Consider the following 20,218-nt stretch of genomic DNA (forward strand, 5'->3'; position numbering starts at 1 on the left):
AGGAAGTGTAGGAAAACCTCCCGTTATATACAGGAGGTTCTTCTTTCCTTTATTAAAGAGAGATTCGGTAAAAGTCCCTACTTTCCTTTTTAATGAGACGAAAGTACTGTTTCAACCTGGTCAGAAACCAGTGTTCCTAGATTTTCGCCTTCACAAATCCGCTTCATTACATGCTTTTTATCAAAATTAAAGACATGGATAGGTAGAGCATAGTCACGGGCCAAGATGATGGCAGATTGATCCATTACCTTCAATCCTTGGCGAATCACATCATCATAAGAAAGCGATTCATACAGCTTTGTTTTTGCCAAAATACGCGGGTCTCCATTGAGCACTCCATCTACACCATGCTTTGCAACTAGGATCGCATCTGCTTCCATTTCTAATGCTCGTTGGACAGCAGGATAATCTGTCGTGACATAAGGCTGACCATTTCCACCAGCAAAAATAATGACATGTCCTTTCTCTAAATGATGCATCGCTCGCAGACGAATATAAGGCTCTGCAACTGAATTAATTGGATTAGCAGTCATCACACGTACCTCATGATCTGTTCTGTTGTTCAACACACCTCGGAGCATCAGACTGTTAATAACGGTTGCCATCGTCCCGATATTGTCTGCTTCCACTCGTCCAATAGCCCATTCATTAGCCATATTCCCTCTAAAAATATTGCCTCCACCAATGACGATAGCTACCTCCACGCCTAACTGTAACAGCGCCTCTACTTCATCCGCAATGTGTGTCAGTTTACTTGGTTCAAAACCAAAGCCCTTGTCTCCAGCTACAGCCCCACCACTTAATTTGACCAATACACGCTTATATCTTGGCATAGCTCTCCCCCTTAGTTTGTGGAAGAATTCCTTTCGTATTGTAATCAGAAATTAGGGGTTTTGGCAATCTTTTCAAGAAAAAAATAACTAACAAATAATCTCGCATCATATTGCATAGCTCATTTTGCAATGTCCCCCCACTTACAATCATACTAACTAGACGTTCAGGATGGTATGCTTCATATGTAAAAGCTTCTGCACACCAACCAGTCATATTCGCTCCAGCCTCCTGTGCAATCAATACACCAGCTGCCACATCCATTACCAAAATTCCTTTTTGCAAAACGATAGCCATAGTAGATGAATATTTCTCAAATAGCACATCCGCTAGATTAAAAGCTTTTACCATATGTATACCTGAAACAGTATCCTGGGCTATTGAATTAGCTTTTCCTAAATGCTTTTGTAGTTCTTCTGTATATTTTCGTAAAGGTTTACTCAAAACACCCATAATCAGTATGGCTACTGGCAAAATTGAGATACTTAATACAACTTACTTCCAATTAGTGGAAACTAGCAAACAAAGGGCTCCAACAAAAATAACCGGCATATAAAAAATTTGATAGAAATGTTGTTGCAAAAAATTCTGTAATAACGTGGCATCGTTTGTTAAACGCGAGGTAATATCTCCTGTATGATATTTTTCAATGGCGGAAATAGGCATTTTTTCTATATGATAGGTAACATTATTTTTTAAATCTCGTAGAGCATTTGCGCTAAATTTTACAGCAGAATATTTTATGAAATATTTTGAAATAAAACCGACAATCGTTAATCCTAAAATCAAGGTAGCAAAGCTTACTAGCTTTTGATAGTCATTTGTATTTTCTACCATCGTTCTAATTAAGATTCCCATCCAAATTTCGATTGTCGCTACGATCAGAGAAGTAACGATACAGAGAAAAACCCAAAAACGATATGGTCTTACACGTGTAAATACCCACTGGAATACAGGTTTTTTGAGGGGGGGGTTTGCTCTTGTTTTTGAAAATTCATCTGCTGCTCTTCTCGAAAAGATAAATAGTGATTTCCCCTACAAACAAGAATCTTTATAGGGGAAATCACGGAAACTAAACTTTCATCGGTACAACATTTACTTCAGGACAAAAAACTCTTGGAGAATCTCTTTGAGTATGGAGCCATTTTTAGTAACTTGTTCTCCGCTAAGCATCCTCGGATGATCTCCATAGCCACGATAGTTTATAAATCGTTCAGATGCCCGTGCCCACACTTCCTCATTCCATTTTTCAGCCTCATAGGCTGTTACGTTTCCTTGCTCGCATTCTGCTTGGATGAGATGAATAGCGGCCTTTATATTACCTCTATTTACCAATTGATTATGGAACATCAGATAACTGAACATGTTTTGAAAAAAACTTTGTTTGATAAAATCGTTAGTTATGAACTGCTCTAGATCCTCTTTTGTCATATTAAACAGCTCGTTATTTTCTGCTATTTTTTTAAAATAGGCTCCAATTTCTTTTCTTGCTTCAGTAGCCGTTTGTTCAATTGCTTTATCCTTCCAATAGGAGTCAAATAAAATAATGCTGGACACCTGTCTTCCTTGGTTTTCCAATACTTTAGCTACTTCAAAAGCTAAGTTACCGCCAGAGGAATACCCCATCAAAGTATACGGACCCTCAGAATCGATCTGAGTAATTGCATTGACGTACTGCTCAATGCGATTGTCTTCTTCTATGAAGTCAAAGCTATATAAAGAAATGTCGTGGACTTCTTCAGCAAGCTTTTGATAGAAGGTACTGTGGGCTGCAATCGGTGTAAAGCTAAATACAGGTCGATTTGTTTCTTTATTTAGTAGAATCGGGTGACCCGCGTTTTGCTCGTACTGCTTATGCAAAATAAACTCTGCCATTTTTTCAATCGTTGGATGCTGGAATACAAAATGTAGAGGCAACTCTTCCTGCATGTACTCATACACCTTTGATATGAGTAGCATTGCTTTTAAGGAATGTCCGCCGATTTCAAAGAAATGATCGGTGATGCCAATTTTTTCTACTTCTAATACTTCTTGCCAAATAGCAGCCAATTGTTCCTCTACCATGTTTCTAGGAGCAATATATTCTTTTGCTGCAACGCCGACGTTCTCAGGCTTTGGCAATGCTCTCTTATCTACTTTTCCGTTAGCAGTAGTAGGTAGTTCTAAAAGCTGTACGAAGTAAGTAGGAACCATGTAGGCTGGGAGTTCCTTGGAAACAAATTTTCTCAGATCAGCCAGTACAACTTCCTTTTCAGCTACAAAGTACGCACATAAATATTGCTGTGCATGTTGATCTTCTTGAGCAGTAACCACTACCTCCCCAACTCCATGATACTGAAGAATGGTAGATTCGATCTCTCCTATCTCAATTCGGAAACCTCGTACTTTGACTTGTTCATCTACCCGACCAACATATTCTATCGTGCCATCTGGACGCCACTTGGCCAAATCACCCGTTTTATACATGCGCTCCCCAGGTACAAATGGATTAGCAACGAACTTCTCTTCTGTTAATTCTGGTCGATTTAAATAACCTCTACCCAGTCCACGACCTGCTATGCATAACTCCCCTACTACTCCTATAGGCTGTAAATGATGCTCATTATTAACAATATAGACAGTTACATTGGCTAGCGGTCGACCAATTGTAATCTCTTGATCTACTCCAATTGCTCTTTGGATAGTCGTAACTACACTATTCTCCGTAGGTCCATACTCATTGTTAATCTCAATAGCAGGATTTTTTTGTTTAATCTTTTGGACAATTTGTGGTGATAATTTTTCTCCTCCAAGAGTGACACAACGTAATTGGTGTAAATCCTCTGCTGTAGCGCTATCCACAATTGCATGAAACAGACTTGGAACACCATAGTAATGAGTGATTGATTCAGAGGCGATCAATTTTCGTAGTGCAAATGGATCTTTTGCCTCTTCTTCCCTTGGCAAGATCGAAGTGGCCCCTCCAAGCATAGGAGCAAACAAACTAGCTACAAATCCATCAAAAGCAAATGAGAAAATCTGTAGAGCTTTATCCTTTGGATTAAATGCATACTCGTCTCTTCTCCATTGCAGGCAGTTCACGATGGAATGATGTTCAATCATGACCCCTTTTGGTTTACCAGTTGTACCTGAAGTATAGATTACATATGCCAAGTCAGTTGGTTGGTTCACAACTGTGAGATTGGTTCCATCAACTACATAATTTTGCTCCTCATCTAAATCTAGCCTCACCATATTAACTGCTAATCCATTGAACAAATGCGACTGGGTCAGTAAAAGAACAGCACCGCTATCTTCTAAGACATATTCAATACGTTCCGTAGGATAAGCTGGATCAATAGGGACATAGGCTGCTCCTGCTTTCAAGATACCCATGATACCAACAATCATTTCTACGGAACGATCTACCATAATAGCTACTAGTTGATTGGGAACGATTCCTTTATTACGTAACGTACGAGCTAATTGGTTGGCTCTTTCATTTAGCTCTTGATAAGTCAACTCCTTCTTGTTCCAGATAAGTGCTACCTGATCTGATGTTTTTCTTACCTGTTCTTCAAAAAGCTGATGAATCGTTGTATCCTGCTGATACTTTCTTTCTGTGTTATTAAACTCTTGTAAAAGCTGATTTTTTTCTGCATTCGTCAATATTTCAATAGTAGCTAGCTTCACTTCAGGATTATCTACGATCGCTTTTATAATCTGAAGGAAATTTGTCGTCAAGCGTTCTATTGTTTCCTGACGGTACAATTTGGTGCAGTATTCCACACCAATCATGATTTGATCTCTTTCTTCTGTAGCGATAAAGGTGATATCGAATTTAGAGTGTTTCCATTTATTTTCCCTTTCATAGGCAATAAACCGTAGCTCATCTAATTCAATAGAATCTTCCCCTCTGTTTTGGAGAGTAAACATGGTATCAAACATTGGATTTCTGCTTACATCGCTTTGTAGCTCCAGTTTCTCCACTAGCTCTTCAAATGGATAATCCTGATTCTCATAAGCTTGTAATGCATTTAGTTTTACTTCTATTAAAAACTCTCTAAATGATTTTGATCTAGCTGGTTTATTTCGTATGGCCAATGTATTGACAAACATCCCAACAGTGCACTGTAAATCAACATGCGATCGACCTGTAACCGGTGTACCCACAATCAGATCTTCTTGACCAGAATATTTGGAAAGAAGTACATTATATGCGGCTAACAAGACCATATAAAGTGTGGTTCCTGTGTCTGCAGCTATCTTGTACAAGCCTTCCATAAGCTCTTTGCCAGTTCCTCTTGTGATTACATCTCCGTCAAAGCTTTGTGTATTTGGTCTCGGAAAATCTGTCGGTAGATTTAACACAGGAATTTCATCTGCAAATGTTTGAACCCAGTGGTCTTCCTGTTTTTTATACAAATCCGTCTGAGACTGTTCATGTTGCCATTCAGAAAAATCCTTATATTGAATCGTAAGCTCTGGTAACGTATTCCCTTGATACAATTCCACCAATTCGCTGATGATGATCCCAGATGATACTCCATCAGAAATAATGTGATGCGTATCTACTAGTAACAAATAACGATCCAATCGGGTTTGAACAAGCTTGACGCGAAGCAATGGTGCCATATTTAACTGGAATGGTTTGATAAACTCATCAATGATTTCTTCCAGCTCTTCTTCAACAGATACCTGATAATCGACTGCAAAATCAACTACTGCATGGATTTTCTGTACAGGAGAACCATTTACTACCTCGAAGGATGTACGCAAGCTCTCATGACGGTTGATTAAACCTTTAAAAGCGGTTTCTAGTTTTACCAGATCAAGTTTTCCTTCCAGTAGCATGATAGAAGGCATGTTATAGCTGATATCTATCCCATCAAACTGGTTAAGAATAAACATTCTTCGTTGTGCTGCTGAAACCGGATAGTAATCTTGCTTTGTAGCAGGTCGGATCGAAATGATCTGCTTCGTGCGCTCGCTCTCCAAGTATTGGGCTATTTCTTCGATCGTTGGTTTTTCAAATAGGACACGTAAAGGAATATCCATTTGATACTCTTTGTGCATTTGAGATATAACCATCATAGCCCGTAAGGAATGACCACCTAATGCGAAGAAATCGTCCTTACTTCCAACTCGATCAACCCCTAAAACTTGTTGCCAGACAGTAGCAAGTTGTACTTCCAATTGTGTTCGAGGAGCCACATATTCTGTGTTAGCAAGCAAAGAATTGTCTGGATCTGGTAACGATCGCTTGTCAATTTTTCCATTTGCAGTTAATGGCATCGCTTCAAGTGAAATAAACGTAGTAGGAATCATCGCGATCGGTAGCTGAGTTGTTAAATGGGCACGTATTTCTGCTGTACTTACCTCTCTATCCGTAACCATATATGCGCAGAGGAATTTTTCCTTCGCTTGATCTTCCTTCGCTACAACGACTACTTCTCTTAGACCATCAAGCTTACGCATTTGTGACTCAATCTCACCAAGTTCGATCCTAACCCCACGGATTTTTACTTGATGATCAATTCGGCCCAAATATTCAATATTTCCATCTGGTAGCCACCTTGCTAAGTCCCCTGTTCTATACATTCGTTCTCCCGCGACAAACGGATTTTTCACAAATTTCTCTTCCGTAAGATCCGGTCGATTCAAGTACCCTCTTGCTAGACCAACACCAGCAATGCATAACTCACCTGCTATCCCAATTGGTTGAAGGTTCTCAGAATCAGCCTGGACGATGTATAGTTGAGTATTATATATAGGTTTACCAATCGGAATTGCAGCTAGTTCCTCATCTGTATCACAATCAAAATACGTAACATCGACAGTAGCTTCCGTTGGTCCGTATAAATTGATTAATCTAGCTTCACACACGGAGGAAACTGCTCGACGGAATCTATCAACATGCTGTGGTGGCAATGCTTCACCACTTGCAAAAACCTGCCGTAAAGACTGTAGTTTTTCCTCTACCAACTTACTTGGCTGTTGTTCAACATAATCCAGAAAAGCGTGCAGCATCGCAGGAACAAAATGCATTGTTGTAATGCGATGTTCGGCTATTGTCTCTAAGATTTGCTCAGGGTTCTTTTCTCCTCCTACAGGTAAAAGGCACATTTTGGAGCCCACCATCGACCACCAGAATAGCTCCCATACTGATACGTCAAACGTAATCGCTGTTTTTTGCATAATGGTGTCAGCGGATGAAATAGGGTATTTTGCATGCATCCACATCAGTCGATTTATAACTGAATGATGTTCAATCATAACTCCTTTAGGCTTCCCTGTAGATCCTGATGTATAAATAACATAGGCTAAGTGATTCGGACCATTTATCGCTTCCAAATTCGAACCATCTTGGTGATAGCTTTGAGCGTCATTTATATCTACTATCTTCCCAGCAAAAGTCACTCGCTCCAACAAATGGTGCTGGGCCAAGAGTAGTTTTGCTTTTGAATCTTCTAGCATATAGCGGATTCTTTCCTCTGGAAATTCCGGGTCAATCGGCATATATGCACCGCCAGCCTTTAAAATCCCAAAAATTCCAATCATCATCTCTAATGAACGTTCTGCCATGATTCCAACTAATTGATCAGCTACTACTCCTTCAGAACGTAGCTTTCGCGCTAACTGATTCGCTCTTTCATTCAGTACCCGGTAAGAAAGTTGTTCCCCCTCGCAAATGACAGCTATCTGATCTGGTATACGTGCTGCTTGTTCTTCAAATAGCTGATGAATCAGCTTTTCGCACGGATATTCCATTACCGTATTATTAAATTCAGATATAATCATATTTTTCTCTTCTTCTCGAAGCAGGGATATGTCCGCTATTTTTGATGTAGGATGATGAATGATTGTTTCAATAATGGTAAAGAACTGTTGAATTAGTTGTTCCATCTCCATTTCTGTAAACAACTGTGCTCGATAATTTAGTTGAAACAGAATTTTTTGATTATCTAATTCAATCACATTCATTTCAAAATCATTAATGACGTCTCCACAAAAATTCTCATCAACTTCAATTTCAACATTTTCATACTGCGAATAATTCATAGCACGGTACTGTACAGAAACACCAAAGAGACGTTGAAGGTCCTTATACTGATGTGCTTCTCGTAAATCTTCCATCATTTGATTGTACGGGAATCTTTGATGGCGTAGGATCGAAATCTGCTCTTTTGATACGACTTTCAATAATGAAAGCAAATCCATCTCAGGATCAACGAATACCCGTGTTGGCACTGTACTAACGAACATTCCTAGCATTTCTTTTTCCTTTTTGGTTGTTTTGTTCGCATAGAATGTACCAATTGAAACATCGTTCTGTGTTGTCTTTTTATGCAAGTAGATGTACAACGCAGTCATAAAGACTGTTAACATACTACTGTTTGTTTGTTTGCAAAACTCATACAGGTTATAATACAAACGGTCTTCTAAGATAATATTTTTTCTTTTTCCAGCAGTACTTAAGGTAAGAGGATTATATGATTTAAACCCTATCACTTCGGGTAAGGTGCTAAATTTATCTACCCAATACGATTTATCCTTTTGATAGCGATCCGATTTTTCATAGTCCTGCTCCGTTTGTATAAAGTCGAAATAAGTATGATTTTCTGTTATTTCTGGAAGCTCATCATTTGCAATCTGAGAATAGTATTTGTTCGCTTGATTGATGAACATTCTTGCAGAGATTCCGTCGCAGACAATATGATGAATTTTGACATTGTACCAATATTCTTGCTCGCTAATCTTGCAAATGATAAATTGATACAATTCTGAATGTAGAAGTTCAAATGGTGTACGATTGTGCTGGTCCAGCCACTTTAATGCCTGAGCTTCTCCATCAACACCTGAAAAGTCTAAACATTCGAACGATTTTTCGCTATATTCCTCCACATATTGCTGAGGATAGCCATTTTGAGCTGTCAATTTAATCCGAAAGGCATCGTGCTGGAACATAATCATATTTAGAGCTTGTTGCAAGGCACCTAGACTTATATTACCTTTCATTTTAATTGTCAATGAAATCGACGATACACCCGTATTTGGATAAAGTAATTCGGAGTACCAAATCCTTTGTTGAGGCTGAGTCAACGAAAATAATTGAAGCAAATCCTTATTCATATTGCTGCACCTCTTGTTAGAAATTATAGTTTATTATAAAAAAATACTATGATTGCTTACTATGTAGATGCTATCGGCATGTTGCAAGGTTTGACTGTATGTTAGGATAGATGACGTTAATCTAAGATTTATGAGAGTTATGTCTAGAGATGTAGGGAGTCGCTTGAGGAAAGACGGTACTTTATGCAGAGGAATCAGCATGATGTGAGAAAAGATTTTTTGTTTATGAATCTATCAAATATTTTACCATCACCTCTTTTACTCAAGGATAATTGAAGCGGTTGTATGCGATCATACTTGGCCTCCTTTTCGATGTGAGTGACATATTGTTGCAGCAAAAAACCTTTGACCTCACTGTAAAAGCTAAATCACATATTCCACAATAATATATTTTATGAAAAAATAAACATTTACGACTCGCTATAACATATTAGCATTATTCTTCCATTTAAGTGTTTGTAAAATTTGTGAACTTTTATATGTATTTCTGTAAATTCATGCTAAAAAAGTCCAAGATGCTATTGACCGTACTATAATAATGAATAGAGATTGCTTTGTCAGAAGTGGTTTCCCCTGCAAATAAACGCAGGTATGGTCCCTCTTTCACTTTCATCTCATCAGGTGTCCCATGATCCACGATAGAACCCTGCTCCATCACGAAAATGACATTTGCTATCTCTGCTGTTTGCATTTGATGCGTTACGATCATGACGGTACGTTGATCCTTTAATGAGCGGATCGCGTCACGAACACATGATTCAGAATGTGAATCTAGAGCAGACGTAGGCTCATCAAATAAAACGATAGGAGCTTTTGTATCCATCAGGCAACCCCAGAATAAATCCCAAATCTAATATTCTCTTCAATCGTTCCTTCAAATAAATGCGGATCTTGTGGAACGTATGTTATCAATTCTCTCACCTGCGTGAGAGTGTGAGTTTTTGCATTTTTAGCAAAGAAATATATATCGCCTTCCGCAGGGGGATAAAACCCTAGTAGCGCTTTTAATAACGTACTTTCCCCCAGAACCACTTGTTCCCACTACAGCGGCTAGTTGCCCAACCCCGACTGACAAAGTGACATGATTTAATACCTTGTCCATCCCGCGTTGTAAAACGACATCATCCAATGGTTTTTTCCATTACGATGTAATATGTCCCGATTTCACCTTAGGTTCGCTAGATTCTTCCCCGATCAATAATGACAAAGGTTCCAGTACCATGTGCAATGAGACGCTCCTGATCGTCATAGACAGATCCCTCCATTATGGCCATTAATCCACCTTTATGAATCAGTTTAGCAACTGATGTTAGCTTCTTACCTTTACCGGGGCGTACATACCGTATTTGCAGATCGCTCGTAACAGCAGCCTTCCCCTCTTTGGCCATTACTTTATTTATCAGAGACCCCATCGTGTTATCAATTAACGTTGCCGTAACACCACCGTGAACAATCTTTAGGGAGTTATGCATATATGGAGTGATCGGAATTTCAAATTGATAGGTTCTTTCATCAATAAAAGTTCCTTGTAATCCTAAGAAACCGGATAGATAAGCACTATTCCGCTCACGCTTCTGCTTAATTGCTTGTATGGCTAAACGAAGAATTTCTCGTTCCTCATCCGTGCCCTCCGTCATGATTTGTTGCCACTCTTCCTGCATCTAATAAAGCCCCCTTTACTAATACTATCCTGACATTTTGAAATATAGGGTAATAACCTTCTACGATCATACAAAAAAAGAAGTAGAAACAAAAGCTGACATATCCAAACATGGGTAATCCTATCCCTGAAAAGAAAAACAGGCAATCTGTTTCCGATATGAATCGGATCAAGACCGCCTCCTTGGGATAACTATATTATAGTTTCAAATGCATTGCCTATATGCATGCAAGGTTAATATTTTAACTCCTGAACTTGCGGATTCGTGCTTGAAATTGGTACAAGACTCTTTTTCGGGCGCGATGACCAGTAGACACCCAAGAGCACGAGCACTCCACCTACAATCTGAGAAAAGAGCAGTTCCTCTCTCAAAAACAACACAGCAAACATAGTAGCAAAAACCGGTACTAAATTCATAAACGGTGAAGCTTTTGTTGGTCCTAAAAAGTGGACTGTCTTGGTCCAGCAAAAGAAAGCAATTACCGATGAAGAAGATACCCAAGTATGCAATTGACCATAGATTCTCCCATAGGAATAATTGAACGGGACGAAAGCTTACTTCCACCATCATCAATGGTACGGAAGTAAGTACACCAGCAAAGACAATCAGAGTAAACCCAATCAAGCCTGGTAACCGATCCGCTGTTTTACGCAACATAACAGAATAAATGGCCATTAAGACATTACTCAATATCAACACGATATCGCCATTATTTAGTCGTATGTCAGCAAAGGTTCCAATGTGTCCTTTGCTAACAATCCACAAAACTCCCAGCAACGATAAAAGAATGCCAATTATTTGGTTGCTATTAATTCTTTCATGTAGCATAAAGTAAGCTACGATAGTGATAAAGATTGGCGATAAAGATGAAAGTAAAGATGCATTTACCGTGTTGGTATGCTCCATGCCCCAATATACCAGTCCCGTAAATAAAGCAATTCCCAAAAAGCCCATTATCAATATTTCTCTCCAAAATTTCAGATAAAATTCCCAATTTTCACACAATGATTTCCATGTAAAAGGTAATAGTACGATAAGAGCAAAAGACCAACGTAAAAATCCAAGGGTAAACGGCGGTACATGATGTAAAATATTTTTTCCAACTAAAAAATTACTTCCCCATAACAAAGTAGCTAGCAGGGGAATCAAATAGACGATTCGATTAATTTTTATACCTTGAGTACCCAATCTGATTCCCGTCCTTCCATCAAATATGTAGAACTTGTTACAATCATGTTTGTTCCGTTGTTATTGTATCACTAAGAAACGCTGTTTTAGGTATATCTGAATTTTTTAAAAATTAGGCGTTTATTCATTGCTTTCATACACAAAAGCGTTTGTGTATTGAGTTATTACAACGTTTACGCACGTATAAAATAAGATTTAAGTGAATTATATATACATAATAATGAATAATTATACCTAAATAACAAAAATAAAACCCGCGAAATAAGTTACTGTTTCACGAGCTTTCCATTCTGTTTCAACATGTTTTTTTACATGATTCGCATATGACTAAACGGATAGTATAAAAAGATACCCTTACCTATCACTGCTTTTTTTTCAACAAATGGTGTTGGCCATAAATGAGAATCAAAACTACCATTCCGATTATCTCCCAAAAAGAAGTAGTGATTTGCTGGGACATGCACAGGAGCGAAATCATAATTCATTGCTTCCTTTAAATAAGGCTCCTCTATCTTTACACCATTACGATACAAGAAACCATGTTTCACCTCGATGGTATCCCCCCCTTTTCCAACTAAGCGTTTAATAAACAAATCCTTGTTTCCCTGTATAGGGGGAGCAAACACAACAATATCGCCATATTGGAAATTTTCTGGGTTGGATATTTTCTCAATGAAAAGACGATCATTCACTTGCAAAGTAGGAACCATGGACGTAGATGGAACATAAACTGCTTGGACCACAAACGTACGAATTGTAAAACTCAGCACTAGAGCAATTGCTATTATGGGTAACCACTCTCTAATCCATTTTGGTAATTTTTTCATGATAAATATCCCTCCTCTTAAGTATACGTGAAACAGACTCAGTCGATTTCACTCTTTGTCACTTTTCCTCATGTCCGAAATGAACAAATGTTCAGATCATTTTGCTTGTTTCATGCTTTCGTGTAGTGCTACAATAGTGAAAATACTTGGATAGGGTGTTGTCGTAGGGCTTCATTCCCACATTAAAATAACTCTTACGATATCTGAACCATACTGGAGGATAGGCGACATGAGACAAAGAAGCGATATGATCAAAAAAGGTTTTGACCGAGCTCCACATCGGAGTTTACTACGAGCAGCAGGTGTACGAGAAGAGGATTTCGATAAACCTTTTATTGCCATCTGCAACTCTTATATAGATATTATTCCTGGCCACGTCCATTTGCAAGAGTTTGGTAAGATTGTAAAAGAAGCCGTCCGTGAGGCAGGCGGTGTTCCTTTTGAGTTTAACACAATTGGAGTAGATGATGGAATTGCCATGGGTCATATCGGGATGCGTTATTCTTTACCAAGCCGAGAATTGATCGCTGATAGTTTAGAAACGGTAGTTTCGGCTCATTGGTTTGATGGTTTAATTTGTATTCCGAATTGTGACAAAATTACACCAGGTATGATTATGGGAGCTTTACGTGTTAATATTCCAACGATTTTCGTCACAGGTGGTCCAATGAAAGCAGGAAAAACGAGCGATGGACGCTCGATCTCCTTGTCTTCCGTCTTTGAAGGCGTAGGAGCCCACCAAGCAGGCCTAATTGATGATGATAAGCTATTGGAATTAGAACAATACGGTTGCCCAACCTGCGGCTCCTGTTCAGGCATGTTTACAGCCAATTCGATGAACTGCTTGGCTGAAGCTTTGGGAATTGCCCTACCAGGAAATGGTACCATCTTGGCTACTTCACCTGAGCGTCGTGAACTAGTTAAATCTACTGCAAGTGCGCTGATGAATTTGATTAAACATGACATCAAAATGCGCGATATTGTGACACTGGATGCACTAGATGATGCCTTCGCTTTAGATATGGCGATGGGTGGGTCTACAAATACCGTTCTGCACACATTAGCCCTCGCCCATGAAGCTGGCTTTGAATATCCGATTGAAAGAATCAATCAGGTAGCTGAACGCGCTCCTCATCTATGCAAGTTAGCCCCTGCCTCCGATTATCATATCGAGGATTGCCATAACGCTGGTGGCGTGTCCGCAATTTTACGGGAACTAATGAAACGAGAAGGAATTTTGCATCCTGATCGCATTACTGTAACAGGTAAGACACTACGTGAAAATGTAGCTGAAGCAGCAATCTTAGATGAAGCTGTTATCCATTCTCTTGAGCAACCATATAGTGAACGTGGTGGACTTGCTGTTCTGTTTGGCAATATAGCCCCAGAAGGTTCCATCATTAAAACAGGAGCCGTGGATTCTTCCATTAAAAAGCACGTGGGGCCAGCTATTTGCTTCGACTCTCAAGAAGAAGCTTTAGAAGGCATCGCGAATGGAAAAATTAAAGAAGGACATGTTGTAGTTATTCGTTATGAGGGACCAAAGGGTGGTCCAGGTATGCCAGAAATGCTTGCACCTACTTCTCAGATTGTCGGGATGGGGCTTGGTACTAAGGTTGCTCTAGTAACAGATGGACGTTTCTCGGGTGCTTCTCGTGGTATCAGTATTGGTCACGTTTCACCCGAAGCTGCTGAAGCAGGACCGATTGCATTTGTCCACGACGGAGATATCATCAGCATAGATATGGAAGCACGTACCATACAGCTAGAAATTTCTGTCGAAGAAATGGCAAAACGCAAAGAAAGCTGGACAGGATTTGAACCAAAAGTAAAAACGGGCTATCTAGCTCGATATTCTAAGCTAGTCACCAATGCATCAACTGGTGGAGTATTAAAAATCTAACGTTGATACTCGGGCTCCCCTTTCAAAAGGGGGCCTTCTTTTTATCCTAAACAAACAGAATGGCAACAAAATTAACTTGAAACCAACGTCCATGCATAATAAAGTAGAAGAGTTAGACCCCAGATGATCGCAAATGCTCGCAAGGAGGTTTTTATGCGTTTACGCAATATCCCAGGTGCAGAAGATATGCTGCGCCAATTTCCAACCTATGTAGATAATCCTAGCCAATATAAGGGGAAATGGTCAGACTGCTTTGGCAATAACAATCCTATTCATGTTGAGATTGGTAGTGGTAAAGGACGTTTTATTAACACATTAGCAGCTCGCTTTCCCTCAATCAATTTTATCGCTATCGAGTTAAAAGCAGAAGTGCTGTATCGCACAGCCCAACGTACGGAACAAAAGGAAATTCCTAATCTAAAATTAGTTCAATTTGATGCATTCAAAATTACAGAACTGTTTGAGCAAAAAGAACTAGACCGGATTTATTTAAACTTTAGTGATCCATGGCCTAAAAAACGCCACAGTAAACGCCGCCTGACGCATTTTTCCTTTTTGCGTCAATATCGAGCTGTGCTAAAACAAGACGGAGAAATCCATTTAAAAACGGATAATCAAAATCTGTTTGAATTCTCTCTAAATCAATTCGCTAACGAATTGTTTCAATTACGTCATATCTCATTTGATCTTCATTCATCTGAACAAGCCGCAGCTAATGTGATGACAGAATATGAAGAACGTTTTTCCAATCGTGGACAACGTATCTTCCGCACGGAGGCTCTTTGTAAACCAGTTGCACCCACGAATCGCCTGTCTACAGACGAATAGCTTGACTTACCGTATAAATCACTGAACGAAGCGACCATTCTTCTGAATGGTTGCTTTTTTGTATATGATCACCATAATGTCAAAAATATTCCACATATAATGATATACCGATTCTATTTATCTGAAAAATAAAACAACTAATAAATTGGGAATAGTTGCTTACACTTTTTTGCATTAAAACTGTTTCATTTTCTCAAAATTAGTGTAAAATTTCCTAAGTAAGCAATAAAAATCCAAGTATTTATTTGTTATCTAGTTTTATATAGTATATATTTTCCATTAATTACTTATAATATATGACGAGTTATATAATTTACAAAATTTTGAAATTTATTGAACAGCACTTTTTCAGCAGATAACTACTTTACAAATCAAATAAAAAGAGTAAAATAATAATTGCTGAAGGACTTTTGTGCTGACTGGTCAATACAAAAATATATGTACTTTGGAAGGATAGGTGGACTCTATGAAAAAACAACTAATTTTAGGTATGACTGTACTAGCCTGTGCATTCTCTGCGTCTTCTGTATTCGCTGCTGAGGAGAACGCAACAAAAAACGAAACAATGGCACCACAATCATTTTTTAACGTTCAAGTAGCACCACAAACAGTTGCACCTGCATCTGTTATTATGCCAACTGAATTTACTAGTAGCACTACAAAAGGTGAAGTAGTAAATTTCTCTATCTTTGCTCCAGTTTCTGCTCCTATTCAAGTAACAGAAACAAATGCGCCAGCAACCGGTAATCAAACTGAAACAAAAGGTGAAGTTTTTAATAGCACAGTAATTTTCGGATAATTACATGCTGTAAATATTCTCTCTTTTTCACCCTCTTTTTAATAAAAACTGGTCATTAGCCCCCACTTGTTGGGGGCTCTTTTTTATCATATGTACCACCATACAAAAAATAAAAAAACGCATAGCATCATTTCTACGCGTTTTTTTATATAACTCCTCTATGAGCTGTACAGCTATTCTGCTTATTCTTCTAGCTGACTTACTTCTTCAACTTCTCTTTCCTCTTCCGGGTGCCAATGATCCAATACTTTGCCTTGAAGGACACGCCCTTCAATAAACTCGATCTGATTGGCTGAAAAACAGGTTTTCCATTCTACATGAAGCTCTTCAGCCATCTTCACCACCGTTAGCAGCTCTGACCAAGCCACATATCGCTTATACCAGAAAAATTGCGGCTGTTCATTCATATATGGATACAAATCATCAAACTCTGTATGTTTACAGTCAAGAGCCCGTTCAAAGTGAACTTTCGCGTGTTCCAGTTTTTCCTGGAAGTAAGATTGCAAATCCTTTTGAGAAAAGGTAGACACATGAATCCCTCCAGTTTTCCATTTACAGTTTCGTTGTATGTAAATCATCATCCGAATTACCAACAAAACTTATATCACCATTCTAACACGCACTGTAGTCTGTGAAAATAGTCATAATCTTGTCAATCTAACTATATGAAATGCAACAGTATATCCTGCCTATGAAGAAAGGCAACCGACCTATGTTCCGGTTGCCTTTTTCAGATCTTTGTTCGTTACCTTTTTACATTCATATTTCTATATAAGTTAATTCCAGGGTTCTTGTTAATTACCCGTTCCTTGTTGATAGGGATCAACTGATTGATTAGGATCTGGAATATCGGCTGGTCTTTGATTATTAGCATTGGGATCAACACCATTGCCTGAAGAACCATTTCCTTGTCCGTTGTCTTGATTATTTCCTCCGTTATTACCATTTGGTAAACCCTGAGGTGTCGAATTACTATTTTCACCGTTATCGACATTGCCATTGCCATTGCCTTCTTGCTCAGCAGATCCACTTGAACCGTTATTCGGAGATTGATCACCATCCGTTGAATTATTGTTATCTCCGTTATTGTTCTCCTCATGCTGATTTTCACCATTTTGCAGAAGCTCTTCTAACTGTTTGGTACTTACTTCACCAATATTAGATGGGCTTCCAGGGTTACCATTTTCATCATAAGGTACAACAAAATATTTGTATAAGACACCTTCCTTAACCGGATCAACAAAGGTTTTGCCACCTTGTTTAGATGATACCTTTTCAGCAGACTCAGGATTATTCAAATAGCGCATCACATCATAACCCGTCGTTTTTTCGTTGGCATCATCCCACATTAATAAGGCTACTGGTTGAGATCCTTCAATTGTAAGTCGAACGGAAAGAGCAGGTGGCGTGGTTTCTACTTCTTGATTCTCTTCAACCTCTTGGCGGTCGCTTACTCCATTTGGTCGTTCAAAATCCATTGGTTTTTCATTCTTTAATGCATCTTGCATAATGACGCTAAACATGTGTGCCGTCTTACTGCTTCCATCATACATGATGTGGCCTTCATCCTCTTTCGGGAAGCCCATCCAAATCGAGCCAATATATCTTGGGTTGTAACCAACAAACCAAGCATCCTTATTTGCCTTTGAGCTTAAGGCTGATTGTGTGGTTCCCGTTTTACCTGCTACAGGCCAATTTTTCATTTTCGCACTCGTACCTGTACCGCTTTGAACAGCATTACGTAGTAGCTCGTGCATTTCCCAAGCCGCATTAGGTGAAATAGCTTGTGTTTCTTTTACAGGTCTAGTCTCTTCTTTTCCTGTTCTGAGATCTTTAATTTTATCAATGGCATAAGCTTCTTTTACCTTACCGCCATTTGTAAATGCCGTATAGGCTTGTGCCATCCGCAATGGTGACGTTCCTTTATGCAAACCACCCAATGCAATCGATAAATTACGATCGGTTGGATCAAGTGAAATCCCGAAATCCTTGATATACTTCAATGAAGTATCGATTCCAATTTCATTTAACAACCAGACGGTAGGAACATTGAGTGACATCTGGACAGCTTTATCCAAACGTATAGACTCGCTGTATTGGTTATTCCAGTTTCTTGGTTCATAGCCATTAAAGCTTTGACGCTTGTTACTCAACATAGAGCCTGCATGCCATTTACCCGTATCTAATGCTGGTGCAAAAACAGCTAGTGGTTTAAAGGATGAACCAGGCTGATGCAAGCTTAACGCATTATTCCAGCCCTTATGCACATAGTTACGACCACCTACAATACCAGCAATACCACCAGTTTTAGCATCGACGACTACCATTCCGGCTTCGACCTGATTCGTTTTCCCATCCTTCGGGAAGTTCTTAGCATTAGCAAAGTTCTTCACCATTGCATCCTGTACATTCGTATTTAGCGTAGTGTAGATTTGATATCCTCCGCTATATAGTTCATTTTCAGCAATACCGTAACGTTCTTCGGCCTCATCAACTACGTAATCAAGAAAAGCTTGATACGCCTTATTTCCCCCAATGGACTTCTCAACAGGAAGAGGTTCTTGTTGAGCCATTTCTTTTTCCTGCACTGTAATGATTCCTTGTTCCGCCATTAAGCGAATAATTGTATCACGACGTTCTTTTGATTTCGTCGGATTCTTAAATGGTGAATAGATAGAAGGGCCCTTCGGAATCGCTGCTAGCTGGGCAATTTCAGCCGTAGTTAGAGTATCTAAGTGTTCCGCCTTTTCCTTGCCAAAATACAGATTAGCAGCAGCCTTTACTCCATAAGCACCATGACCTAAATAAATTTTATTTAGATACATTTCCATAATCTGATCTTTCGTGAATCTGTTCTCTAGGTTAATTGCAATACTAACCTCTTTCGTTTTTCGCCAGAATGTTTTTTCGTGGGAGAGAAACACATTTTTCGCTAGCTGCTGGGTTATTGTACTTGCTCCTTCTACTGCACTACCCGCTCGAATATCCTTCCAAATCGCTCCACCGATTCGGATCATATCTACACCATTGTGGTCAAAAAAGCGTCTATCTTCTACAGCCACAAATGCTTGCACCAACTTTTCAGGCACTTTGTCGATTGTGACGTATTCACGATCTTCTAGAACATACAATTTTGATAGTTCTTTACCATTCACATCAATAATTTTGGTTGCTTCCAGTTTAATGTCTTTTAATTTATTTTCATCCATATCAACCATTTTACCACCCGCATATAAGAGGGCGAAGTAACCTCCGATGACGGATAAAATTAAAAAGACCGCAAATCCAATGATAAGCAATATCCATTTATTTACTTGTTTTTTCTTTTTTTTCTTCTTGGCTTGAGCCATACATTACCTCCAGATTTCTTTCCTCTCTCCACCTTTTTAGACGATTAAGTCAAAAAAAAGTTTCTGACCCGAAAATATGCAGCATCTAATTAGTACCTGACCTCGGTTCTTTTTGATCAGTTCATTATCTCCAATAGTTGGCTGTCTGTGCAGTCGTAAAGCTGTAGCAAACGCTCATAGGGATCATTGCCACCCAGTTGAAAATAGTGAACAAAAGCAGGCTCCGTCTTATATCCATGCTCCTTCAAAAATCGAATATCAGCACGTGCCGAATCCTTTGCCAACTGTAGCATTCGTCCTTCAACAATCATATGTCGATACGCATTCTGCAATCGTACGGGGATAGATTGACCAAAGATTTCAATTGGCCACTCTTGATATGAGAATGATAGAACGATGGCTCTTCCTCCTCGTAATTCATCTACAAACTCCAGTTGAAAATCTGCACAATCTCCATACATATTTACAACCTGCTGAGTAAACTGATCAATCTCAGAATGATCCACCTGACAAATAATATCAAGGTCACTTGTCGCTATATCAATTCCAAGTGGAATCGTCCCTGTTAGCACTGGATCGTAAATAGATAACTGATTGTACAAATCAAGCTCCTGTAACACAATAAATGCTTGCTTTTGTCGTTCAGTGCCTGTTTGTAAATAGTCTGGCTTGTCTAGATGTATCATGTATATTCACCTGCTTTCCAAAATTGAACCACA

13 protein-coding genes and 1 pseudogene are annotated in these 20,218 nt (G+C 39.0%); 3 read left to right on the forward strand and 11 right to left on the reverse strand.

Annotated features, from left to right (window positions below):
- Positions 1–89 precede the first annotated feature (89 nt).
- The 8 genes and pseudogenes from pyrH to lepB all read right to left on the reverse strand — a co-directional run bounded on the left by pyrH (position 90) and on the right by lepB (position 12,619).
- The gene (pyrH, locus tag ACQV1I_RS20930; protein ID WP_094700773.1) at positions 90–833 is read right to left on the reverse strand and encodes a UMP kinase; all 744 of its coding nucleotides are present in this window, start codon (positions 831–833) and stop codon (positions 90–92) included.
- Positions 820–1,689, reverse strand: a pseudogene (locus tag ACQV1I_RS20935) (ABC transporter transmembrane domain-containing protein). Before ACQV1I_RS20935 ends, pyrH begins: the two are co-directional and overlap by 14 nt.
- Positions 1,690–1,926: 237 nt before the next feature.
- Positions 1,927–8,943 carry a non-ribosomal peptide synthetase gene (locus ACQV1I_RS20940; protein ID WP_116334689.1) on the reverse strand — a complete coding sequence of 2,339 codons (7,017 nt, stop codon included), beginning with the start codon at positions 8,941–8,943 and terminating at the stop codon, positions 1,927–1,929.
- 475 nt (positions 8,944–9,418) lie between these two features.
- The gene (locus ACQV1I_RS20945; RefSeq protein ID WP_236645870.1) at positions 9,419–9,766 is read right to left on the reverse strand and encodes a hypothetical protein; all 348 of its coding nucleotides are present in this window, start codon (positions 9,764–9,766) and stop codon (positions 9,419–9,421) included.
- A complete protein-coding gene (locus tag ACQV1I_RS20950; protein ID WP_236645869.1) occupies positions 9,766–9,975 on the reverse strand; it encodes an ATP-binding cassette domain-containing protein in 210 nt (69 codons plus the stop codon). Before ACQV1I_RS20950 ends, ACQV1I_RS20945 begins: the two co-directional genes overlap by 1 nt.
- A gap of 146 nt (positions 9,976–10,121) precedes the next feature.
- Complete coding sequence (locus ACQV1I_RS20955) at positions 10,122–10,604, reverse strand: PaaI family thioesterase (protein ID WP_116334688.1); 483 nt, start codon at positions 10,602–10,604, stop codon at positions 10,122–10,124.
- A 204-nt stretch (positions 10,605–10,808) separates the two neighbouring features.
- A complete protein-coding gene (locus ACQV1I_RS20960; protein WP_438769752.1) occupies positions 10,809–11,792 on the reverse strand; it encodes a DMT family transporter in 984 nt (327 codons plus the stop codon).
- A gap of 308 nt (positions 11,793–12,100) precedes the next feature.
- Entirely contained in the window at positions 12,101–12,619 is a 519-nt protein-coding gene (gene lepB / locus ACQV1I_RS20965; protein ID WP_094700776.1) for a signal peptidase I, read from the reverse strand.
- Positions 12,620–12,848: 229 nt separating this feature from the next.
- Between lepB and ilvD the strand changes: the two genes are divergently transcribed.
- From ilvD to ACQV1I_RS20980, 3 genes are all read left to right on the forward strand, one after another.
- Positions 12,849–14,522, forward strand: coding sequence for a dihydroxy-acid dehydratase (ilvD, locus tag ACQV1I_RS20970; RefSeq protein WP_018673682.1), 1,674 nt, complete (start codon positions 12,849–12,851; stop codon positions 14,520–14,522).
- A 153-nt stretch (positions 14,523–14,675) separates the two neighbouring features.
- A complete protein-coding gene (gene trmB / locus ACQV1I_RS20975) occupies positions 14,676–15,350 on the forward strand; it encodes a tRNA (guanosine(46)-N7)-methyltransferase TrmB (protein ID WP_116334687.1) in 675 nt (224 codons plus the stop codon).
- A 466-nt stretch (positions 15,351–15,816) separates the two neighbouring features.
- Positions 15,817–16,149, forward strand: coding sequence for a hypothetical protein (locus tag ACQV1I_RS20980; RefSeq protein WP_018673684.1), 333 nt, complete (start codon positions 15,817–15,819; stop codon positions 16,147–16,149).
- Positions 16,150–16,331: 182 nt separating this feature from the next.
- Here ACQV1I_RS20980 and ACQV1I_RS20985 read toward each other — a convergent pair whose 3' ends face one another.
- The 3 genes from ACQV1I_RS20985 to ACQV1I_RS20995 form a co-directional block, all read right to left on the reverse strand.
- The gene (locus tag ACQV1I_RS20985; RefSeq protein ID WP_003334785.1) at positions 16,332–16,679 is read right to left on the reverse strand and encodes a hypothetical protein; all 348 of its coding nucleotides are present in this window, start codon (positions 16,677–16,679) and stop codon (positions 16,332–16,334) included.
- A gap of 264 nt (positions 16,680–16,943) precedes the next feature.
- Positions 16,944–19,499 (reverse strand): transglycosylase domain-containing protein, encoded by a 2,556-nt coding sequence (locus ACQV1I_RS20990; protein ID WP_116334686.1) that lies wholly within the window; start codon positions 19,497–19,499, stop codon positions 16,944–16,946.
- Positions 19,500–19,615: 116 nt separating this feature from the next.
- On the reverse strand, positions 19,616–20,185 hold the full coding sequence (locus tag ACQV1I_RS20995; RefSeq protein WP_116334685.1) for a DUF4269 domain-containing protein: 570 nt from the start codon (positions 20,183–20,185) through the stop codon (positions 19,616–19,618).
- Positions 20,186–20,218: the final 33 nt, after the last annotated feature.

This window comes from Brevibacillus sp. JB24b, assembly GCF_051713385.1.
Taxonomy (GTDB): domain Bacteria; phylum Bacillota; class Bacilli; order Brevibacillales; family Brevibacillaceae; genus Brevibacillus_B; species Brevibacillus_B laterosporus.

Excerpts from the sequence above, each read along its gene's own strand:
- pyrH (WP_094700773.1), bottom strand. The coding sequence starts at position 833 with ATGCCAAGATATAAGCGTGTATTGGTCAAATTAAGTGGTGGGGCTGTA.
- ACQV1I_RS20940 (WP_116334689.1), bottom strand. The coding sequence starts at position 8,943 with ATGAATAAGGATTTGCTTCAATTATTTTCGTTGACTCAGCCTCAACAA.
- ACQV1I_RS20945 (WP_236645870.1), bottom strand. The coding sequence starts at position 9,766 with ATGGATACAAAAGCTCCTATCGTTTTATTTGATGAGCCTACGTCTGCT.
- ACQV1I_RS20955 (WP_116334688.1), bottom strand. The coding sequence starts at position 10,604 with ATGCAGGAAGAGTGGCAACAAATCATGACGGAGGGCACGGATGAGGAA.
- lepB (WP_094700776.1), bottom strand. The coding sequence starts at position 12,619 with ATGAAAAAATTACCAAAATGGATTAGAGAGTGGTTACCCATAATAGCA.
- ilvD (WP_018673682.1), top strand. The coding sequence starts at position 12,849 with ATGAGACAAAGAAGCGATATGATCAAAAAAGGTTTTGACCGAGCTCCA.
- trmB (WP_116334687.1), top strand. The coding sequence starts at position 14,676 with ATGCGTTTACGCAATATCCCAGGTGCAGAAGATATGCTGCGCCAATTT.
- ACQV1I_RS20980 (WP_018673684.1), top strand. The coding sequence starts at position 15,817 with ATGAAAAAACAACTAATTTTAGGTATGACTGTACTAGCCTGTGCATTC.
- ACQV1I_RS20990 (WP_116334686.1), bottom strand. The coding sequence starts at position 19,499 with ATGGCTCAAGCCAAGAAGAAAAAAAAGAAAAAACAAGTAAATAAATGG.
- ACQV1I_RS20995 (WP_116334685.1), bottom strand. The coding sequence starts at position 20,185 with ATGATACATCTAGACAAGCCAGACTATTTACAAACAGGCACTGAACGA.